The organism is Williamsia sp. Y712, assembly GCF_059445525.1.
The window spans coordinates 448410-463851 of sequence record NZ_JCAIUN010000001.1 but is presented as its reverse complement, the minus strand read 5'-3'; the positions used below and the strand labels follow the sequence as shown (position 1 = coordinate 463851).

Annotated in this window: 14 protein-coding genes; 8 read left to right on the top strand and 6 right to left on the bottom strand. The window is 64.5% G+C overall.

The window, feature by feature from the left end; all coding sequences use genetic code 11:
• Positions 1-111 precede the first annotated feature (111 nt).
• Together AC1D75_RS02280 and AC1D75_RS02275 are read left to right on the top strand one after the other, a co-directional pair.
• Positions 112-867, top strand: a complete 756-nt coding sequence (locus AC1D75_RS02280) for a SigB/SigF/SigG family RNA polymerase sigma factor (RefSeq protein ID WP_495515955.1) — start codon at positions 112-114, stop codon at positions 865-867.
• A gap of 126 nt (positions 868-993) precedes the next feature.
• Positions 994-1395 (top strand): ATP-binding protein, encoded by a 402-nt coding sequence (locus tag AC1D75_RS02275; protein ID WP_495513698.1) that lies wholly within the window; start codon positions 994-996, stop codon positions 1393-1395.
• Between the two features lie 33 nt (positions 1396-1428).
• Here the strand turns inward: AC1D75_RS02275 and AC1D75_RS02270 are convergent, their stop codons facing one another.
• Positions 1429-2922, bottom strand: a complete 1494-nt coding sequence (locus tag AC1D75_RS02270; protein ID WP_495513697.1) for an FAD-dependent oxidoreductase — start codon at positions 2920-2922, stop codon at positions 1429-1431.
• Positions 2923-3024: 102 nt separating this feature from the next.
• A complete protein-coding gene (locus AC1D75_RS02265) occupies positions 3025-4587 on the bottom strand; it encodes a Rieske 2Fe-2S domain-containing protein (RefSeq protein ID WP_495513696.1) in 1563 nt (520 codons plus the stop codon).
• Between the two features lie 94 nt (positions 4588-4681).
• Between AC1D75_RS02265 and AC1D75_RS02260 the strand changes: the two genes are divergently transcribed.
• Positions 4682-5452 (top strand): lysophospholipid acyltransferase family protein, encoded by a 771-nt coding sequence (locus AC1D75_RS02260; protein WP_495513695.1) that lies wholly within the window; start codon positions 4682-4684, stop codon positions 5450-5452.
• Here AC1D75_RS02260 and AC1D75_RS02255 read toward each other — a convergent pair.
• Both AC1D75_RS02255 and AC1D75_RS02250 read right to left on the bottom strand, forming a co-directional pair.
• On the bottom strand, positions 5440-5889 hold the full coding sequence (locus tag AC1D75_RS02255) for an ATP-binding protein (RefSeq protein WP_495513694.1): 450 nt from the start codon (positions 5887-5889) through the stop codon (positions 5440-5442). The genes AC1D75_RS02260 and AC1D75_RS02255 overlap by 13 nt on opposite strands.
• 47 nt (positions 5890-5936) lie before the next feature.
• A complete protein-coding gene (locus AC1D75_RS02250) occupies positions 5937-6365 on the bottom strand; it encodes an STAS domain-containing protein (protein WP_495513693.1) in 429 nt (142 codons plus the stop codon).
• 200 nt (positions 6366-6565) lie between these two features.
• Between AC1D75_RS02250 and AC1D75_RS02245 the strand changes: the two genes are divergently transcribed.
• Positions 6566-7324: a lysophospholipid acyltransferase family protein gene (locus tag AC1D75_RS02245; protein WP_495513692.1), complete on the top strand. Its 759-nt coding sequence runs from the start codon at positions 6566-6568 to the stop codon at positions 7322-7324.
• A 1-nt stretch (position 7325) separates the two neighbouring features.
• On the top strand, positions 7326-8156 hold the full coding sequence (locus AC1D75_RS02240; RefSeq protein ID WP_495513691.1) for an HAD family hydrolase: 831 nt from the start codon (positions 7326-7328) through the stop codon (positions 8154-8156).
• Positions 8157-8240: 84 nt separating this feature from the next.
• On the opposite strand, the gene AC1D75_RS02235 is transcribed toward AC1D75_RS02240, so the two are convergent.
• Complete coding sequence (locus AC1D75_RS02235; RefSeq protein WP_495513690.1) at positions 8241-10295, bottom strand: N-acetylmuramoyl-L-alanine amidase; 2055 nt, start codon at positions 10293-10295, stop codon at positions 8241-8243.
• Between the two features lie 270 nt (positions 10296-10565).
• Between AC1D75_RS02235 and AC1D75_RS02230 the strand changes: the two genes are divergently transcribed.
• From AC1D75_RS02230 to thiD, 3 genes are all read left to right on the top strand, one after another.
• Positions 10566-12200 carry a SpoIID/LytB domain-containing protein gene (locus AC1D75_RS02230; RefSeq protein WP_495513689.1) on the top strand — a complete coding sequence of 545 codons (1635 nt, stop codon included), beginning with the start codon at positions 10566-10568 and terminating at the stop codon, positions 12198-12200.
• Positions 12201-12278: 78 nt separating this feature from the next.
• Positions 12279-13538, top strand: a complete 1260-nt coding sequence (locus AC1D75_RS02225; protein WP_495513688.1) for an APC family permease — start codon at positions 12279-12281, stop codon at positions 13536-13538.
• Positions 13539-13607: 69 nt separating this feature from the next.
• Positions 13608-14420: a bifunctional hydroxymethylpyrimidine kinase/phosphomethylpyrimidine kinase gene (thiD, locus tag AC1D75_RS02220; RefSeq protein WP_495513687.1), complete on the top strand. Its 813-nt coding sequence runs from the start codon at positions 13608-13610 to the stop codon at positions 14418-14420.
• Here the strand turns inward: thiD and AC1D75_RS02215 are convergent.
• Positions 14403-15386: an FUSC family protein gene (locus tag AC1D75_RS02215; RefSeq protein ID WP_495513686.1), complete on the bottom strand. Its 984-nt coding sequence runs from the start codon at positions 15384-15386 to the stop codon at positions 14403-14405. The two genes, thiD and AC1D75_RS02215, sit on opposite strands and share 18 nt — an antisense overlap.
• Positions 15387-15442 lie beyond the last annotated feature (56 nt).

Below are 15442 nucleotides of genomic sequence, written 5' to 3'. Positions count from 1 at the left end.
CTCGCAACGGGTAAGTCGGGCGAGTGAGAAGACGATTGCGTGGATGGGACAGTATTGGACCGATCTGAATCCAAGGGCCGCACCTCAGACGACTATTCCGATGTTGTCGGCATGATCGAGCGGCTGCGAGCGGGTGATCCCGATGCTCCTGGGACCGACCGTCTCCGCGATGACGTGATCACGCGGTGCCTACCGTTGGCCGAGAACATCGCACGTCGCTTCGGCGGTCGCGGTGAGAATCACGACGACCTGGTGCAGGTTGCCCGCCTCGGTCTCGTGAATGCGGTGGATCGCTTCAATCCAGACCACGGTTCGGAGTTCGTGTCGTTCGCCGTGCCGACGATCATGGGCGAGGTGCGCAGGCACTTCCGTGACGCCGCGTGGGCGACCCGAGTTCCCCGGCGTCTCAAGGAACTTCACAAGTCGATCAACGACGCCTCGGAGGATTTGTCGCACAGGCTGGGGCGATCGCCGTCGGCGAGTGAGATCGCAGTCGAACTCGGGCTCGATGTCGCCGAGGTGACGGAGGGTTTGCTCGCCAGAGGGGCGTATCAAGCACTCTCGACCGATTCCGGCGCCGCGGACGACGAGATCGGGGCACCGCTGCTCGAGACGATCGGTGAAGAGGATCCGGAGTACTCTCACGTCGAAAGTTACGTCATGATCCGGCCGGCCTTGGCCAAGCTCACGGAACGGGAGCGGCGGATCCTGGTGCTCCGGTTCTTCGGTTCGCAAACACAGACCGAGATCGCCAAACAGTTGGGCATCTCACAAATGCATGTGTCGCGAATCCTGTCGAGCACTCTGAAGAAGCTCCGTGAGGACCTCGGGCCAACCGAGACCGACATCAGTTCATTGCTGGGATGAGCGCGGTGATTGGCAATCAACTGCATGGGTACACGACCAAAGAGTCGAGGAAAGGGTTGTCGCAGTGATGGAACGGGTACATCGAACCTGGCGGGGTAACCTGCCGGGCAAAGGGGGAAATACGTAGTGGGTGACGTTGTGGACATCGATGGAATCGCAGTGGCTCCGGTGAGCATCCGGGTCAGAGCCGATGAAACGCAGGTACCGATGGTGCGGGCGATAGCCGAGACGTTGGCCGTGCTTGCGGACTTCTCGCTCGACGAGGTGGCCGACATCAAACTGGCAGTTGACGAAGCGGCGTCGTCGATCATCGGCTGTGCAGGCCCGGAAGCCGAACTCATCATCGGATTCACCACTTCTGACCGCGACTTCCGCGCCGTTGTCCAGTCGTGGGTACCGGTCTCGAAAAGCCTGTCACAAACCGGATTCGGATGGCATGTCCTTCAGACGCTCACCAACTCCGTCACCGTGTACGAGGGCGCCGTTGACAACGGTGGACGCCTGGTAGCCATCGAACTCTCGAAATAGCTCGAAATAGCCAGACCCCCATGCGGTCGCTGATCAGTTGAGCCGGTGCAGCGGTGAGGTGGCAGGTCCTTCGAGGATCTCGCCATCGTGGCGGAAGCGCGACCCGTGAAGTGGGCAATCCCAGGATGATTCGGCGTCATTCCACTTCAGGATTCCGAAGAGATGCGGACAGATGGCGGAAACCCGGTGTTGTCTGCCGCCCACGGTGCAGACCCCTACCGGCTGTGCGCCGTCCCTGCGAACCTCTCCCGTGCCCTCGGCGGCCGATGCGTGCGACTCCGGTGAACCGGCAATCGCGGCGCCAACCCAACCCTTGACCAACTCCAGTCCTACGGCACCGTTGATCATAGCGGCGGTGGGTAGTCCTGAAATCTGTTGGTAACGAGAAGAATTGAACGCACCCGCCCAGGATTTTCGGGTTCCGTGCAATTGCCCGGACAGCATGAGTGCGGCCGCGATGCCGTTCGACATCCCCCATTTGGCGTACCCCGTGGCCACCACGATGTTGTCGTGCCCGGGGACGAGCGGTCCGACATAGGGCAACTCGTCGATGGAGACATAATCCTGTGCAGACCAGCGAGCTCGCAGGCGGGCGGTCGGAAATGATTGCGTGGTCCATTCGAGGAGTTCGGCGACCAGGGATTGTTCAGATCGCGTCCGGCCGACGGTGTGGCCTGCCCCGCCGGTGAGCAACACCTCGCCCTCTGCGGTCGGAACGGTACGGATCGACCGCGACGGCTGGTCGGCTGAGAGGAACATCCCGCTGGGAAGTTCTTCGGATACGTCGAAGGCGGCGGTGTAGGACCTCTCGGGGTGGAGCCGCGCAAAGTACCCACCACGATCGAGAATTGGTGTGCCGGTGGCCAATACGATTGTGCCCGCGCGTACATCGCCCTGATCGGTGCCCAACACCTGGTCGCCGCGATCGGTTCGTACCGACCGCACCCGGACGTTCTCGAAGATGTCGGTGCCGTGCGCTTGTGCCTCTGCGACGAGAACCGCCAACACGTCCATCGGGTCGAACTGGGCCTGATCCTGCAAGACCACTGCCGAGCGCGCCGGGAATGCCGTGTCGAGCTGGTCCACACGTTGAACCGGCAATCCCGCACGTCGTGCGACCCGGAACTCCGCTTCGACGGCCTCGATACCGTCGTCGGATTGGGCGTAGGTGTATGCGTCCCTGAGTTGAAACGCGGCACCCTTGTCGCGCATCAGATCGAGCAACCATCGCTGACCCTCGAAGTTGGCCTCGACATACCGTCTGACGGTGTCGCCAGTGTGTTTGGCCGCAATGCTCGAGAGCCGCGTGCCCTGCAGCAGGCTGAGTTTTGCGGTGGTATTGCCCGTGGCACCGAAACCCACATGGCGAGCTTCCAGTACCGCTACCTGTGCACCGGCCCGTGACAGTAGTGACGCGGTGGCCAGCCCGGTGATCCCACCCCCGACCACGACGTATTCGTAGCGGGCGTCGGTGACTGCTCCCGAGGGCGTCTCGACATTGACTCGGTCACGCCAGAATGAGGACACCGGATCGCCATACCCCGATGACGGACCGATCAAACCCGCTGCGATCCGGTCCGATGGTGGCGTATTCGACCGGTGCTCGCCGATCAGACCGGAATCCGGCGGCTAGTCGACCTTGCTGCTGCGGAGTTCGTGACCCTTCGAGGTCAGGCAACGGCCGCTGCGCAGGTCCCACGACCAGCCGTGCAGGTTGCAGGTGAGTTTCTCTCCCTCGATGACACCGAACTTGCTCAGATCGGCCTTCAGGTGGGGGCAGCGTCGCTGGATCTCCCAGCCGTCCTTCACGATTGACGACGAATCATCATGTGCCTCGGCAAACCATCCGTCCGCGTAGGCAATTCGCTCATCGGTCAGACACTTGAAGAAGGTGTAGAGGTATTCGTTGTATCCGCCGATGCGCCACGTGGTGAACCGGGTCGAGAGGAAGATCGTGTTCACCCAGTCGGGTTCGTTGTCCCGCAGAACGGTCCGGACCAACTCGGGTGCGATCCGGAAGCCGTACCGGTACTTGCCCTCGTTCTCCTTCGGTTCACGGACCGTGCGGTTCGGGAAGTCGAGAACGACTGTCTCGTCGCCCATCACAAGTCCGACGGGGTAACCGATCCCGTCGCAGATCTGATCACTCTGCGCCATGATCGGCTCGAAGAGCGACTTGAGGGGGTCGAGTAGTGGCTCACCTTCGGCCGGTGCCCAGGTTGCCTTCTGTGCGGCGATGACCGGGGCGAACTTCACCGCCATCTTGTCGAGGTAGCCGGCCTTGTTCTTGCCGAACACCTGTTCCGGCGGATACGGATGGCTGATCTCGTCGAGTTGTGAACCGGTGAACTCGGCGGTGGACCCGGACACCATCATCAACCCGCGATGCTTGACGCCGTCGTCGGTGCCGTGTTCCTTCATCTGATCGAGGAACGTCTCCTGATCAGGGAAGATGCTGGTTGGGTCGTTCTCGATGTCGTTGAGGTACCGCAGCTCCTCGTCGAGGAACATCGGCGGTCCGGCCGAGGGCACGACCCAGGTGGCGTCGACCTGTTCGATGTACGACCGTGCGCGGTCCATGCCGCGCTGGCGCTTTTGCGCCGCGAAGTTGGCCTTCGAACGCTTCGGGATGTCATAGACCATCGGATACCAGATCGCGCCCGAGTACTGCAGCATGTGGACATCGATGTGGCCGAACTGCTCGGTGATGACGTCGAGGTCGACCGGCCGGGCGTCGTTCATGTTGAACACGGTGGTCTGACCATCGGAAACGACGATCCCGCTGTCCCCGATTGGGCCGTCGGCAGGCGCGCGCAACGCCACGATCATGATGTCGAGGCTGCCCTTGTCATTGGTGATCGTGGTCTTCACCGAGTCCTCGGTCTCCACGAACTTGTGGAAACCGAGTTCTTCCAGCGCCCGCCTCAGGTCGGGAACCGGGTAGTCGGGTAGCAGGACGGTCGCGTCTTTGTTGACGTTGTCCCGCAGATTCTGCTCGTCGAAGTGGTCCTTGTGCAGGTGACTGACGTAGAGGTAGTCGCAGTCGCCCAGGGCCTTCCAGTCCAAGTCACTGTTGTCCGGAAATGGGATCCACGACGCAAAGTATGCGGGGTTGACCCATGGGTCACACAGGAGGGACCCCGCTGCCGTCTGGATGTGGAATCCTGCGTGTCCAACGCTCGTGACCTGCACGTACTGCCTCCAAAATTGTGGTGCTCTTGCTGCGTTCCCCAGAGTATCGACCGCATGGGGATGGCCACCTGCCAGCCAACGCTAAGCTCGCGGAATGGAACCGGTCTACGACACAGTCATCGCCCTGGCCCGTTCGTTGTGGGCGGCCGAAGGGCTGACGTTCACGGTAACCGGAGTCGAGAATGTACCGAAAACCGGCGGTGCGGTGATCGCGATCAACCACACCGGCTACCTCGACTTCACGTACGCCGGGCTGCCCGCTTTTCTGGCGGGCAAACGCAAGGTCCGATTCATGGCCAAAAAAGAGGTCTTCGACAACAAGATCAGCGGACCGATCATGCGCAGCCTCCGGCACATCCCGGTTGATCGTGGCGCAGGCGCCGAAAGCTATCGGGCCGCGGTCGACTACTTGCGGTCCGGCGAACTCGTTGGTGTGTATCCCGAGGCCACCATCAGCCGCAGTTTCGAGATCAAGGCGCTCAAGTCGGGTGCGGCCCGGATGGCACACGAGGCAGGCGTGCCGATCGTTCCGACCGTGATCTGGGGTGCCCAGCGGGTGTGGACCAAGGGCCATCCCAAGCGGCTGGGCCGGACCAACATCCCCATCTCGATCGGGGTTGGCAAGCCCGTCGACGCAAGCGGTGATCCGGCCGCGGTCACCGCGGAGTTGCACAGGGTGATGGGCGAGCTGTTGCTGGAACTGCAGGAGTCGTACGGCCCGCATCCGCAGGGCGAGTTCTGGGTTCCGGCGCGTCTGGGCGGCGGTGCGCCGACGCTGGCGGAAGCGAATCAGATGGACGCCGATGAGCAGGCCGAGAAGGCTGCCAAACGTGCCGCGCGGTCTGAAGCCGGTCACGGCGGCTGAGGTCTCGGAGAATCACGACCGACGTTCCATTCCAGGATGACGGTGGTGCCGAACGCGGTCGGGTTGATGCGCGGGTGATCGGAGAGCGCCTGCATCAACGGGATGCCTCGTCCACGTAACCCCGCGAAGGACGATGCCTTGGCCTCTTGCCAATGGCCGTGGTCTTGAACGGTGACGCTGAGAAGGTAGTCATACCGGTCATAGGTGGCGCGCAAGTTCATCGTCCCCGGTCCGGCCAGATGCGCATATGCGTGTTCCACGGCGTTGGCCAGGGCTTCGTACACAGCAAGGGTGATGGCGTCGGCATGGTGGTTGGCCTCGGGGACCTCGTCCTGCAGCCAGCTCGCCAGGTGTTGCCGAAGCCGAGTAGCCGATGCGGGATCGGCAGTCACGTCGGTGAACGCGAGCTGTGGGTTCTCGATCGGCAGGTTCGTCATGGTTCGGTCGCCATCCACCCTTCGGTGTTACCCAGGGGGATTGGGTTTTATGCGGTGTAGGGGTCGGAGCGGCGTTCTTCACCCAATTGAGCGACAGCTTCGTCCACCGTGGCGTACATGGTGACGGTCTGATCCAGCCCGACCAGGTGCATGGGCCGGGCAGTGGCAGGTCCGTCGGCCACCACGGCCAGGCGTCCGGTCGGTGCGATGTTCTCGTGCGCCGTGACCAGTGCCGTCATGCCTGCCGACGACAGGAAGTCGACGGCCGAGATGTCGATGATGAGTCCGGTGGGGACCCCACTGATCGCTTCGCTGACGGCGTCGGACAACTGCGGGACGGTCAGTACGTCGATACTGCCGCGCACGGTCAGTACAACCAGCCCGCCATGGCGGTCGGCGGCGATGGTCAGTCCGGTGCCGGCGGGTAGATCGTTGTCTTCACGAGTGTGATTCGACTGTTTGTCGATCGAGTCCATCGAAACCCCTTGTGCCGTGTGTCAGATGAACGTGGCGGCTCCTCCTGAACCGAACCTCGTCAATATTTGCACAGTTGATGTTGGCCGCGCCGCAGTCCCGGGTGGGGATGACGCTGTGGTGCTGGACACGCGGAAGGTCAGGTGCGCGACGTCGCGGAAATCGAACCGCGCCTTCGCGACGCTGAATTAGGCTGTCCGCCATGGAACCGGTATTCCGGGCGCTCGAAATGACCGCGAAGACGCTGGTCAGGGCGCAGGGATTGAAGCTCGAGTTCGTCGACCTGGACAAGCTGCCCGCCCGCGGTGGGGTGGTGTTGGCGATCAATCACACGGGCTATCTCGACTTCCTGCCTGCTGCGCTGGGTGTTCACCGTTGCGGCAGGCGCGTGCGCTTCATGATCAAGTCGGAGATGGAGAAGATCGCCATCATGCGTTTTCTGATCAAACACACCAAGACGGTGTCGGTTGATCGATCCGCGGGCGCCCAGGCCTACGAGATCGCGGTGCAAACCCTTCGCAGTGGGGAAGTGGTCGGCGTCTATCCCGAGGCGACGATCAGTCGGAGTTTCGAGATCAAGGGATTCAAGTCGGGTGCGGCGCGGATGTCGATCGATGCGCAGGCTCCGATCGTGCCGGTGATCGTCTGGGGAGCCCAACGCATCGCGACCAAGGGCGGTCCGCGCAATCTGGGACGCACCAGGATTCCGGTCGTCGTCGCGTTCGGGGACCCGATTGCGCCGCCGGTGGTCGGTACCGCGACCACTGACGCGCTGATCACCACGCTGAAGCAGACCATGCAGGGCATGCTGCTCGAGGTTCAGGAGCGGTATGGCGACCACCCGGCCGGGGCGTATTGGGTTCCGGCCCGCCTCGGCGGGAGCGCCCCGACGCTGGAGGAGGCCGAGGCGATGGACATGGCCGACGCTGCCGCGCGGTTGGCGAAAAGGCAAAATGGATGAAATGCCGCCCCCGGAGTTCGTAGGTCCGCCCACACTGATCGCCAGCGATGTCGATGGCACGCTCATCGACGACAACAACCTGGTGCCCGAATTGGTGCGCACGATGATCAACAAGGCGACCGCCGCCGGTGCCACCTTCGTGATCGCCACCGGACGTCCGCCCCGATGGATCGCCGAGATCACCGACCAACTCGACGTCGAACCGTATGCGGTGTGCGCCAACGGCGCGATCGTCTATGACGTCGCGACCGACCGCATCCTGCACTCGCAAACCCTCGGTGCATCCGTGCTCGAGAAGCTGGCCGATTTTGCGTACCAACAGATCCCCGGATGCGGACTGGCGGTGGAGAGGGTCGGCAAGAGCGCCCACGACGCCGCGACCCCACCGTTCGTGGCGACGTCGGGTTACCAGCACGCCTGGCTCAACCCGGATCACATCGAGATGAGTGAAGCCGATGTGCTGTCGCAGGAAGCGGTGAAGCTGCTGGTGCGCCGTCCGGAGATGACCAGCGATGAGATGGCCCGCCGGATGGCCGCGGTCGTCGGCGATCTCGCAGACGTCACGTACTCCACCGACAACGGCTTGATCGAACTCGCGGCGCCCGGGGTCAGCAAGGCCAGTGGCCTTCAGGTGCTCGCCCGCCTACGTGGTCTGCCGGTCGACGCATCGGTGGCTTTTGGTGACATGCCCAACGACATCGAGATGTTGCGTTGGGCGACACGAGGCTTCGCAATGGCCGACGGACATCAGGCCGCCATCGACGCGGCCGACGAGATCGCTCCCGACAACAACGTCGGCGGCGTTGGCCAGGTTCTGGCCCGCTGGTTCTGACCTAAAAGAAATCCGCACCACCTGCCTGCGTACGCGCCGGTTGCAACCGGCGCGCATGAAGGCAGATGGCGCGGATTTTCAGGGTCAGGCAGGCGGTGCGGTCGTCGCCAGGTCGCGCTGCTGGTTGTAGCTGTTGTTGAACTCGTCGATGTAGATGCGCAGCACCTCGACGATGCCGGTGATCAGGTTGAAGATCAACGTTCCGCCCTGGAACGACTGGCTGATGCCCTGCGGTCCGGAGGTTTCGCCCGACGTCGGCAGGCCCAGGGATCCGGTCTCGAATCCCAGTGCCGCCCAGGCCGTCTCGATCGCGCCCTGGATCACCTGTGCGCCGGTGGCCTCGGACCAGTAGATCTTGCCGTTCTCGAAGTCGACGTACTTGGCGGTGCCGTCAGGGGTGGTCTGCTCGACGGTTGTCGCGTTGCCGAGCTCGCCGGAGGGACCGCCGGTTGCCATCCACTGCTGGGCGATGGCGCCGGTGTCGGTGGTGGACAGGACCTGCGGATTGGCGGTCGGCAACTGGCCGTTGCCCGCGGCGATCGCGCGGATCTGCGGCAGTGCGTCGTAGCCGAACTGGCCGGGGCAATCGGTGCTGTAGAAGTCGCGGTGACCACTGATCATCGACACCGTTGCCGTCTCACCGGCGGCGTACAGGCCACCCGGGAATCCGATGGAGACCAGCGAACTCTGTCCATTCGGATCGAGTCCGGCGAGCCGCAGCTTCCATCCGAGGAAGGTTCCGGCCGCGTTGATCATCTCGGCGCTCGGCTGGACCTCGTTGAGGTTGCCCATCATCGCCAGGCCCATGGTGTCCTCGTTGAACCCGCCGGTGTGGACGCCCTGGACGTTTTTGTCGAGTCCACCGGCCGTGCCCTCGAAGGTCTGGCCGTACTTGTCGACGAGCACGTTGTATCCGATGTCGCACCAGCCCAGCGTCTGCGCGTGGTAGGCGTAGATGCCGCGGACGATCTCGGCGGACTGCTCTGGGGTGTAGTCGTTCGAGCCGGCCGTGTGGTGAACGACCGTGTCCGCCAACGTGGCGTCGTATGTCGGCTCCGAGCAGCGCAGCGATTCATCGGCACCCCACTGGGCGCGGGAGATCACCTGCGGGACACCGGGAAGTGCCGGTGCGGCAGGAGGTATGACCTCTGCGACAGGTGCTTGACCTTCTGCGGCAGGCGCGCTCGTCCCGGGCGAGATCAGTGCGGCACTGATCGATGACAGGGCCTGCATCAGATCCTGTTGGGGTGCACCGGTGGTGGTCAGCAACGGCTGGTCCTTGGGCGTGAACACGCGGGGCGCGATCTCGCCGGGAGCGACTGTCGATGTCGGGATCGAGGTGTCGGTGCGCTGCGGTACCGGAGGTGTGGTGAACGTGGAGGTCGTCGACGATTGGGTTCCGGCAGCGGGGTCGGCAGGCGAGCTGCCCGGAACGGCAACGCCGCCGTTGGTGACGGCGATCTGGATGACGTTCGCCTTGCCGATCCAAACCGGTTCGGTGCCTTGCTTGTTCGGGTCCTTGTCGCTGACGCCGTCGATCTTGTCGGCCGAGAGCCACGGGCCCCACGACCCATCGGGTGCCTTGGCGCGGATGTACGCGGTGGTGTCGGCCAGTCCGTCCCAGGTCAGTCCGACCATCGAGAAGGGGGTGTCCTGGCTGATCTCTTTGACCAGTGCACCCTCGGGTGCGGCGGGTTCGGCCGGTGCGCCGCCAGAAGGAGTGGTTGTCCCCGGAACCGTGGACTCCGGGACGGTGGTGGCGGGGGCGGTGGTCGACGGGAGGAGGTCGCTCGGGATCAAACCGCTCGGGATCTCCAGCGGGATGTCGGGTAGGTCGATCCCGGAGATGTCGATCGGAGGGAGTGTCACACCCACATCTGCCAGACCTGACTTCACCAGGTTGAGAACAAGCGTCGGGACGTCGTTCAGGCTGACCTGGTTGATGGTCGTCGGGGTGATTGACTGGGCGGTTGGCGCATCACTGGGATCAACAGCGAGGTTCGGTGCACTGCCCCCGACCAGGATGGCGACCGGGCTTGCGACGACGACGGCGGCAACAGTGCCCAGGACGATCGAGGGTTTGGGGCGGCGATAGCGCACGTAGTTCTCCTTGTTTGTCGCACTGGTCGAGCTGGTCATCACCGACGTGTGAGGGCACGCCAAAGCGGGCGTCCTGCGCAACGTCGACTTCCCCTTCGACTTGTTAGACCGGCAAATCGTGTCTTTTGTAAGGCCCGAAGTCCACGACCTCGCCCGGCGTGGCGTGAAACTCGTGATGCTGTTGTTATGTCCTGTGACTTTTGTGGCTCGGAAATAGCAACTACTGTCACTTCAGTCCCACTAGTCACATTGCGTGCTCATGCGTGTGTGTGAAGCCGCAGTGGGCGGAACTGTTGTGAAGGGACAGCCATGCCGCGTATCCCAGGCCTGTACACCACTCGACCCATTGGGGGCCGGGCTGCGTACGGTGCCCGGTTGCGGCGGCCTGCAGTGGCCGGGGTGGCCCTGTTGATTGCCGTCGGAGCCGCCGGATGGGTGGTTCCGCGGGTTGTCGAAGCAGATGTTTCGCTTGCGGTCGGTGGCGAGGTGACGCTGATCGGGCACGGAAACGGGCACGGCCGCGGCATGGGCCAGTGGGGCGCGTTTGGTTATGCCAAACAGGGTTGGACCTCGACTCAGATCTTGGGTCACTATTACGGCGGCACCACCGCGGGGAAGGTGGACAACGTCGACGTCTCGGTAATTCTCACAGGCGAGTCGTCGGTCAATGTCTTCGCGGACGCCGGAATGAGGGTTGGTGATGTGGCGGTGGCACCTGGGCAGGCCGTGAGTCTGTCGGGTTCCACCGCCGCCATCACCACCGGCTGCGGCGGTCCAGTGGTTCAATCCGTTGAACTTCCACGGTCCCTGGTCTCACCGATCACCCCGGGCCCGGGACGCCCGCTACCGGAACTGCTCCGGATGTGTGGCTCCGATCAGACCTTCCGTGGCTCGCTCGGTTTTGACGGCGACAACGTGATCAACGTGGTTCCGCTCGATGACTACGTCAAAGGTGTTGTGCCCGAGGAGAGCATCGTGGCCTGGGCCGATGAGGGTGGTGCCGAGGCGCTCAAGGCGCAGGCCGTCGCCGCCCGTACCTATGCACTGGCCTCGATGGACATCAGCAAACCGATCGACGACACCATGAACTCTCAGGTCTACGGCGGATTCGACGCCGAAGACCCCCGCTCCAACATCGCGGTCGACGCCACCGCCGGAGAGATCCTGCTCAAGGACGGAAAACCGGCGTTCACCGAATTCTCCTCCTCCACCGGCGGCGCAACCGACGGACGTGACTTCCCGGCCGTGATCGACGAGGGTGACGCGATCTCACCGCACCACGAATGGACCGCCTCGGTCAGTTCGGCGAGCATCGCAGACGAATTCGGCGTCGGATCCCTGACCGGCTTCGACGTGATCGAGGCCTACGGCATGGGCGCAGAGTCCGGCCGGGCCGCCACCATCCGGATCAGCGGTACCGCAGGCTCCGTCGACGTTCCCGCGCAGGAGGTTCGCACCAGACTTCAACTGAAGTCGTCGTTCTTCTCCGTGCAGGGTCAGGCGAACCCGCCTGCGATCATCGCACCGCCCTCGGGTGTCGGCACCGCTCCGGCCGCACCGGCGATACCCGGCATCCCGACGCTTCCGACAACCCCGGGCACACCGGGAACCCCTGACTCCTCCACCGGCACCGACGAACTGCTCGGTCAGTTGCTGGCATTGGCAGAGGCCGCCATCGGGACGAAGTTTTCCGAATTGGGCGGTCCCGCAGGACTACTCGGCGCAGCCCTCGGACCGGTCGAACCCACTGTCACGGGAACCGGTGCGGTGCAGCGGTTCCAGAACGGTGCAGTGTTCTTCAGCCCGGAACACGGCGCGCACGCGCTGGCCGGTGTGGCCCTTGTCGATTACCTGCTCAAGGGCGGCGAAACCGTCTTGGGACTACCGGTCGAGGATGCGTTGAGCGCCCTTGCCGCAGGATTCGCCCCAACTCCATCCCCGTGATGTGAATTCCCGAGGGCAATGCTCCCTCGGGCCTGTGCCTATCGGGCGGGTTTCGGCCCAGCCGGGGATACTGGGCGCGTGAGCGAACCAGGTCCGGCCGCCGCCGGGCAACTCCATCGCAGACTTGGCGTATTCGACGCCGTGGCAATCGGGCTCGGATCGATGATCGGCGCCGGTATTTTCGCCGCATTGGCACCGGCCGCCGCGGCGGCAGGATCCGGGCTGCTCATCGGTTTGGCGATCGCCGCGGTCGTCGCCTACTGCAATGCGACATCGTCGGCACGGCTCGCCGCCCTCTACCCGGTGTCGGGTGGGACGTACGTCTACGGCCGCGAAAGACTCGGCGCTTTCTGGGGTTACCTGGCGGGCTGGGGTTTCGTGGTCGGGAAGACCGCATCGTGTGCCGCCATGGCGCTGACGGTCGGGCTCTATCTGTGGCCGCAGTACGCCCATGCCGTCGCGGTCGCGGCCGTCGTGCTCCTGACCGCCGTGAATTGTCTGGGTGTGACGAAGTCGGCGCTGGTCACGCGGCTGATCGTGGCGGTGGTTCTGGCTGTTCTGGCGGCCGTGGTGGTCACCGCCCTGTCATCGGAGGCCTCGCAAGCCGATCGGCTCGACCCGTTCACCGATATCACCGTCACCGGTGTTCTCCAGGCTGCCGGCCTGCTGTTCTTCGCGTTCGCGGGATACGCCCGGATCGCCACGCTCGGCGAGGAGGTGCGCGATCCCGCCCGGACCATTCCGCGGGCGATCCCGCTGGCGCTGGGGATCACCTTGCTCGTCTATCTGGTGGTCGCGGTGGCGGTGCTCAGTGTTCTGGGCGCCGATATCATGGCCGGGTCGGCCGCGCCGCTGGTCGACGCGGTGGCGGCAGCCGGTGCCCCAGGGCTCGAACCGGTGGTCCGGGTCGGAGCGGTAGTGGCTGCCCTCGGGTCGATGCTCGCGGTTCTGCTCGGTGTTTCGCGGACGAGCATGGCGATGGCCCGTGATCGACACCTACCGCATCCGCTGGCCGCGGTCCACGCGTCGACGGGTGTGCCGTACCGCGCCGAACTGGTGATCGGGCTGGTGGTGGCCGTCCTGGCCGCGACCGCGGATCTACGTGAGGCGATCGGGTTTTCGTCGTTCGCGGTCTTGATCTACTACGCGATCGCCAACCTCTCCGCGGCAACTCTGCGGGAGGACGAAGGCAGGCCGCCGCGGGTGGTACCCGTGCTCGGCCTGGTTGGATGTGTTGTCCTGGCGGCCTCACTACCGGCCGCGTCGATGATTGCCGGGCTTGTGGTTCTGGCGTGTGGCGCGGCGGTCTACGGATTGCGACGTGTGACCGCCCGTTGACGGCGGAGTCATCGCGAGTTGGGGCAGCTGGGACAATGGTCCCCGTACCAAGAACAAGGAGATGACCCCATGCGTCCAGAAGCTGACGGAACGGCGCCGCATATTTCGTACGTGATCGCGGGGTCGGAGGCCACCGGCGGTGCCGGGCTGCAGGCTGATCTGCGTACCTTCCGGCAACTCGGGACGTACGGCGTCGGGACCATCACGTGCATCGTCTCGTTCGACCCGAAGTCCGGCTGGGCGCATCGCTTCGTCGCGGTGGATCCCGAGGTCATCGCCGATCAGATCGAAGCCGCCACCAGTGCGCACGATCTCGATGTGGTGAAGATCGGCATGCTCGGTACGCCGCAGACGATCGCCGTGGTCGCCGACGCGCTCGCGAAGCAGACCTGGCGGCACATCGTGGTCGATCCGGTCCTGATCTGCAAAGGGCAAGAACCGGGCGCTGCCCTCGACACGGACAACGGTCTTCGCAGCGAGATCCTCCCCCTGGCCACGGTGGTCACACCGAATCTCTTCGAGGCGCGCACCCTTGCCGGGATGGAGAGCATCGAGAGTGTGGAGGACCTCAAAGAGGCAGCTCGGCGTATCGCCGACCTCGGACCCCGATACGTCGTGGTCAAGGGCGGAATGGATCTGCCGGGCACCGATGCTGTCGACATCGTCTACGACGGTGTCGATTTCACGGAGTTCCGGGCCCCGAAGATCGGGGAGCAGCGAGTTGCCGGTGCCGGCTGCACATTCGCTGCCGCGATCACGGCCGAACTCGCCAAGGGTGCGGACGTGCTGGACGCGGTTCGGGTGGCCAAGGAGTTCACCAGGGCCGGGATCTTGGGCCGGATCGAGACGAACATGCCCCAGCCATCAATCGGGATCGCGTGATCGGTTGCGCTCGGGTGCCCGAATCATCAATGCCGGCAGCATGATCCCGAAGAACAGCGCGATCGCCACGCCGAGTGCGGTTTCGCCGATCCGTTCGAACATCCGGGAAGGTGCGCTGTCGGGATTGGAGTATCCCAGCAGCATGATCACAAAGAATGTCGTGAACGCGGGCAGGATGTAGAACCTCGAGCCCGCGGTGGCAGCCGCCAGTGTGAGCGCCAGTGCGAAGGCGACGGCGTAAACGACCGTGGGTGGCGAGGTTTCGATCAGCAGTACGGCCAGTGCGCCGCCGGTGATCACCGACGCCAGGCGTCCGACCATGCGGGAGATCTGAACGCCCCGGGCCGGACGCATCACCATCAGCGCTGCGGCGCAGGCCCATCCGACATGGTCGAAGTCGAGCGCAAAACCGATCGCGGCCGCGACCGCTCCGGCTGCACCCAATCGCAGTCCGTACGCCATCCCCGGCCCCTCGGGTGGAGCGTCCCGGGCCTCGGGTTCCCGCTCTGGCAGCACCAGGCAGACCAGCCAGACATAGGCGGAACCGGCGAGGAAAAGCGCTGTCAGTCTTCCTGATTCACCGATGCTGTCGTAACTGAGGCCGACGCCGACCATCGGTACCGCCAGTGTCATCAGCAGTAGCCCGAGCCGGGCGAACCGGGCGACACCGGCCAGGAGCACCGCGCCCAGCGCGAGGCCGAAGATCACCGGGACCGCCACCGCCGGGTACGGGGCCACCAGTGAACCGGCCATCATCGGTACGCCGATGAGCAGCCCGGAGATCAGCAGAACGACGCGTTGCCTGCGTCGTGGTGGGATCCCGACCACGGCGGCGGGCAAAACACCCACGCCGAGTGCCGCGGCCGCGGCGAGGTCCGAGAACGCGACCACAACAGCGGGCAAGGCGGCCACCGCGCCAAGGGCAGCCGTGGTGCCGCTCCAGGCGAAGAGCGGTTTCTCGGGCATGGGCCACAACGCCTTTCGCAGCTGGTCCGGCTCGGGACCCGCGGGTCGGCCCGATG

Excerpts from the sequence above, each read along its gene's own strand:
- AC1D75_RS02250 (WP_495513693.1), bottom strand. The coding sequence starts at position 6,365 with ATGGACTCGATCGACAAACAGTCGAATCACACTCGTGAAGACAACGAT.
- AC1D75_RS02245 (WP_495513692.1), top strand. The coding sequence starts at position 6,566 with ATGGAACCGGTATTCCGGGCGCTCGAAATGACCGCGAAGACGCTGGTC.
- thiD (WP_495513687.1), top strand. The coding sequence starts at position 13,608 with ATGCGTCCAGAAGCTGACGGAACGGCGCCGCATATTTCGTACGTGATC.
- AC1D75_RS02230 (WP_495513689.1), top strand. The coding sequence starts at position 10,566 with ATGCCGCGTATCCCAGGCCTGTACACCACTCGACCCATTGGGGGCCGG.
- AC1D75_RS02260 (WP_495513695.1), top strand. The coding sequence starts at position 4,682 with ATGGAACCGGTCTACGACACAGTCATCGCCCTGGCCCGTTCGTTGTGG.
- AC1D75_RS02280 (WP_495515955.1), top strand. The coding sequence starts at position 112 with ATGATCGAGCGGCTGCGAGCGGGTGATCCCGATGCTCCTGGGACCGAC.
- AC1D75_RS02255 (WP_495513694.1), bottom strand. The coding sequence starts at position 5,889 with ATGACGAACCTGCCGATCGAGAACCCACAGCTCGCGTTCACCGACGTG.
- AC1D75_RS02240 (WP_495513691.1), top strand. The coding sequence starts at position 7,326 with ATGCCGCCCCCGGAGTTCGTAGGTCCGCCCACACTGATCGCCAGCGAT.
- AC1D75_RS02235 (WP_495513690.1), bottom strand. The coding sequence starts at position 10,295 with ATGACCAGCTCGACCAGTGCGACAAACAAGGAGAACTACGTGCGCTAT.
- AC1D75_RS02215 (WP_495513686.1), bottom strand. The coding sequence starts at position 15,386 with ATGCCCGAGAAACCGCTCTTCGCCTGGAGCGGCACCACGGCTGCCCTT.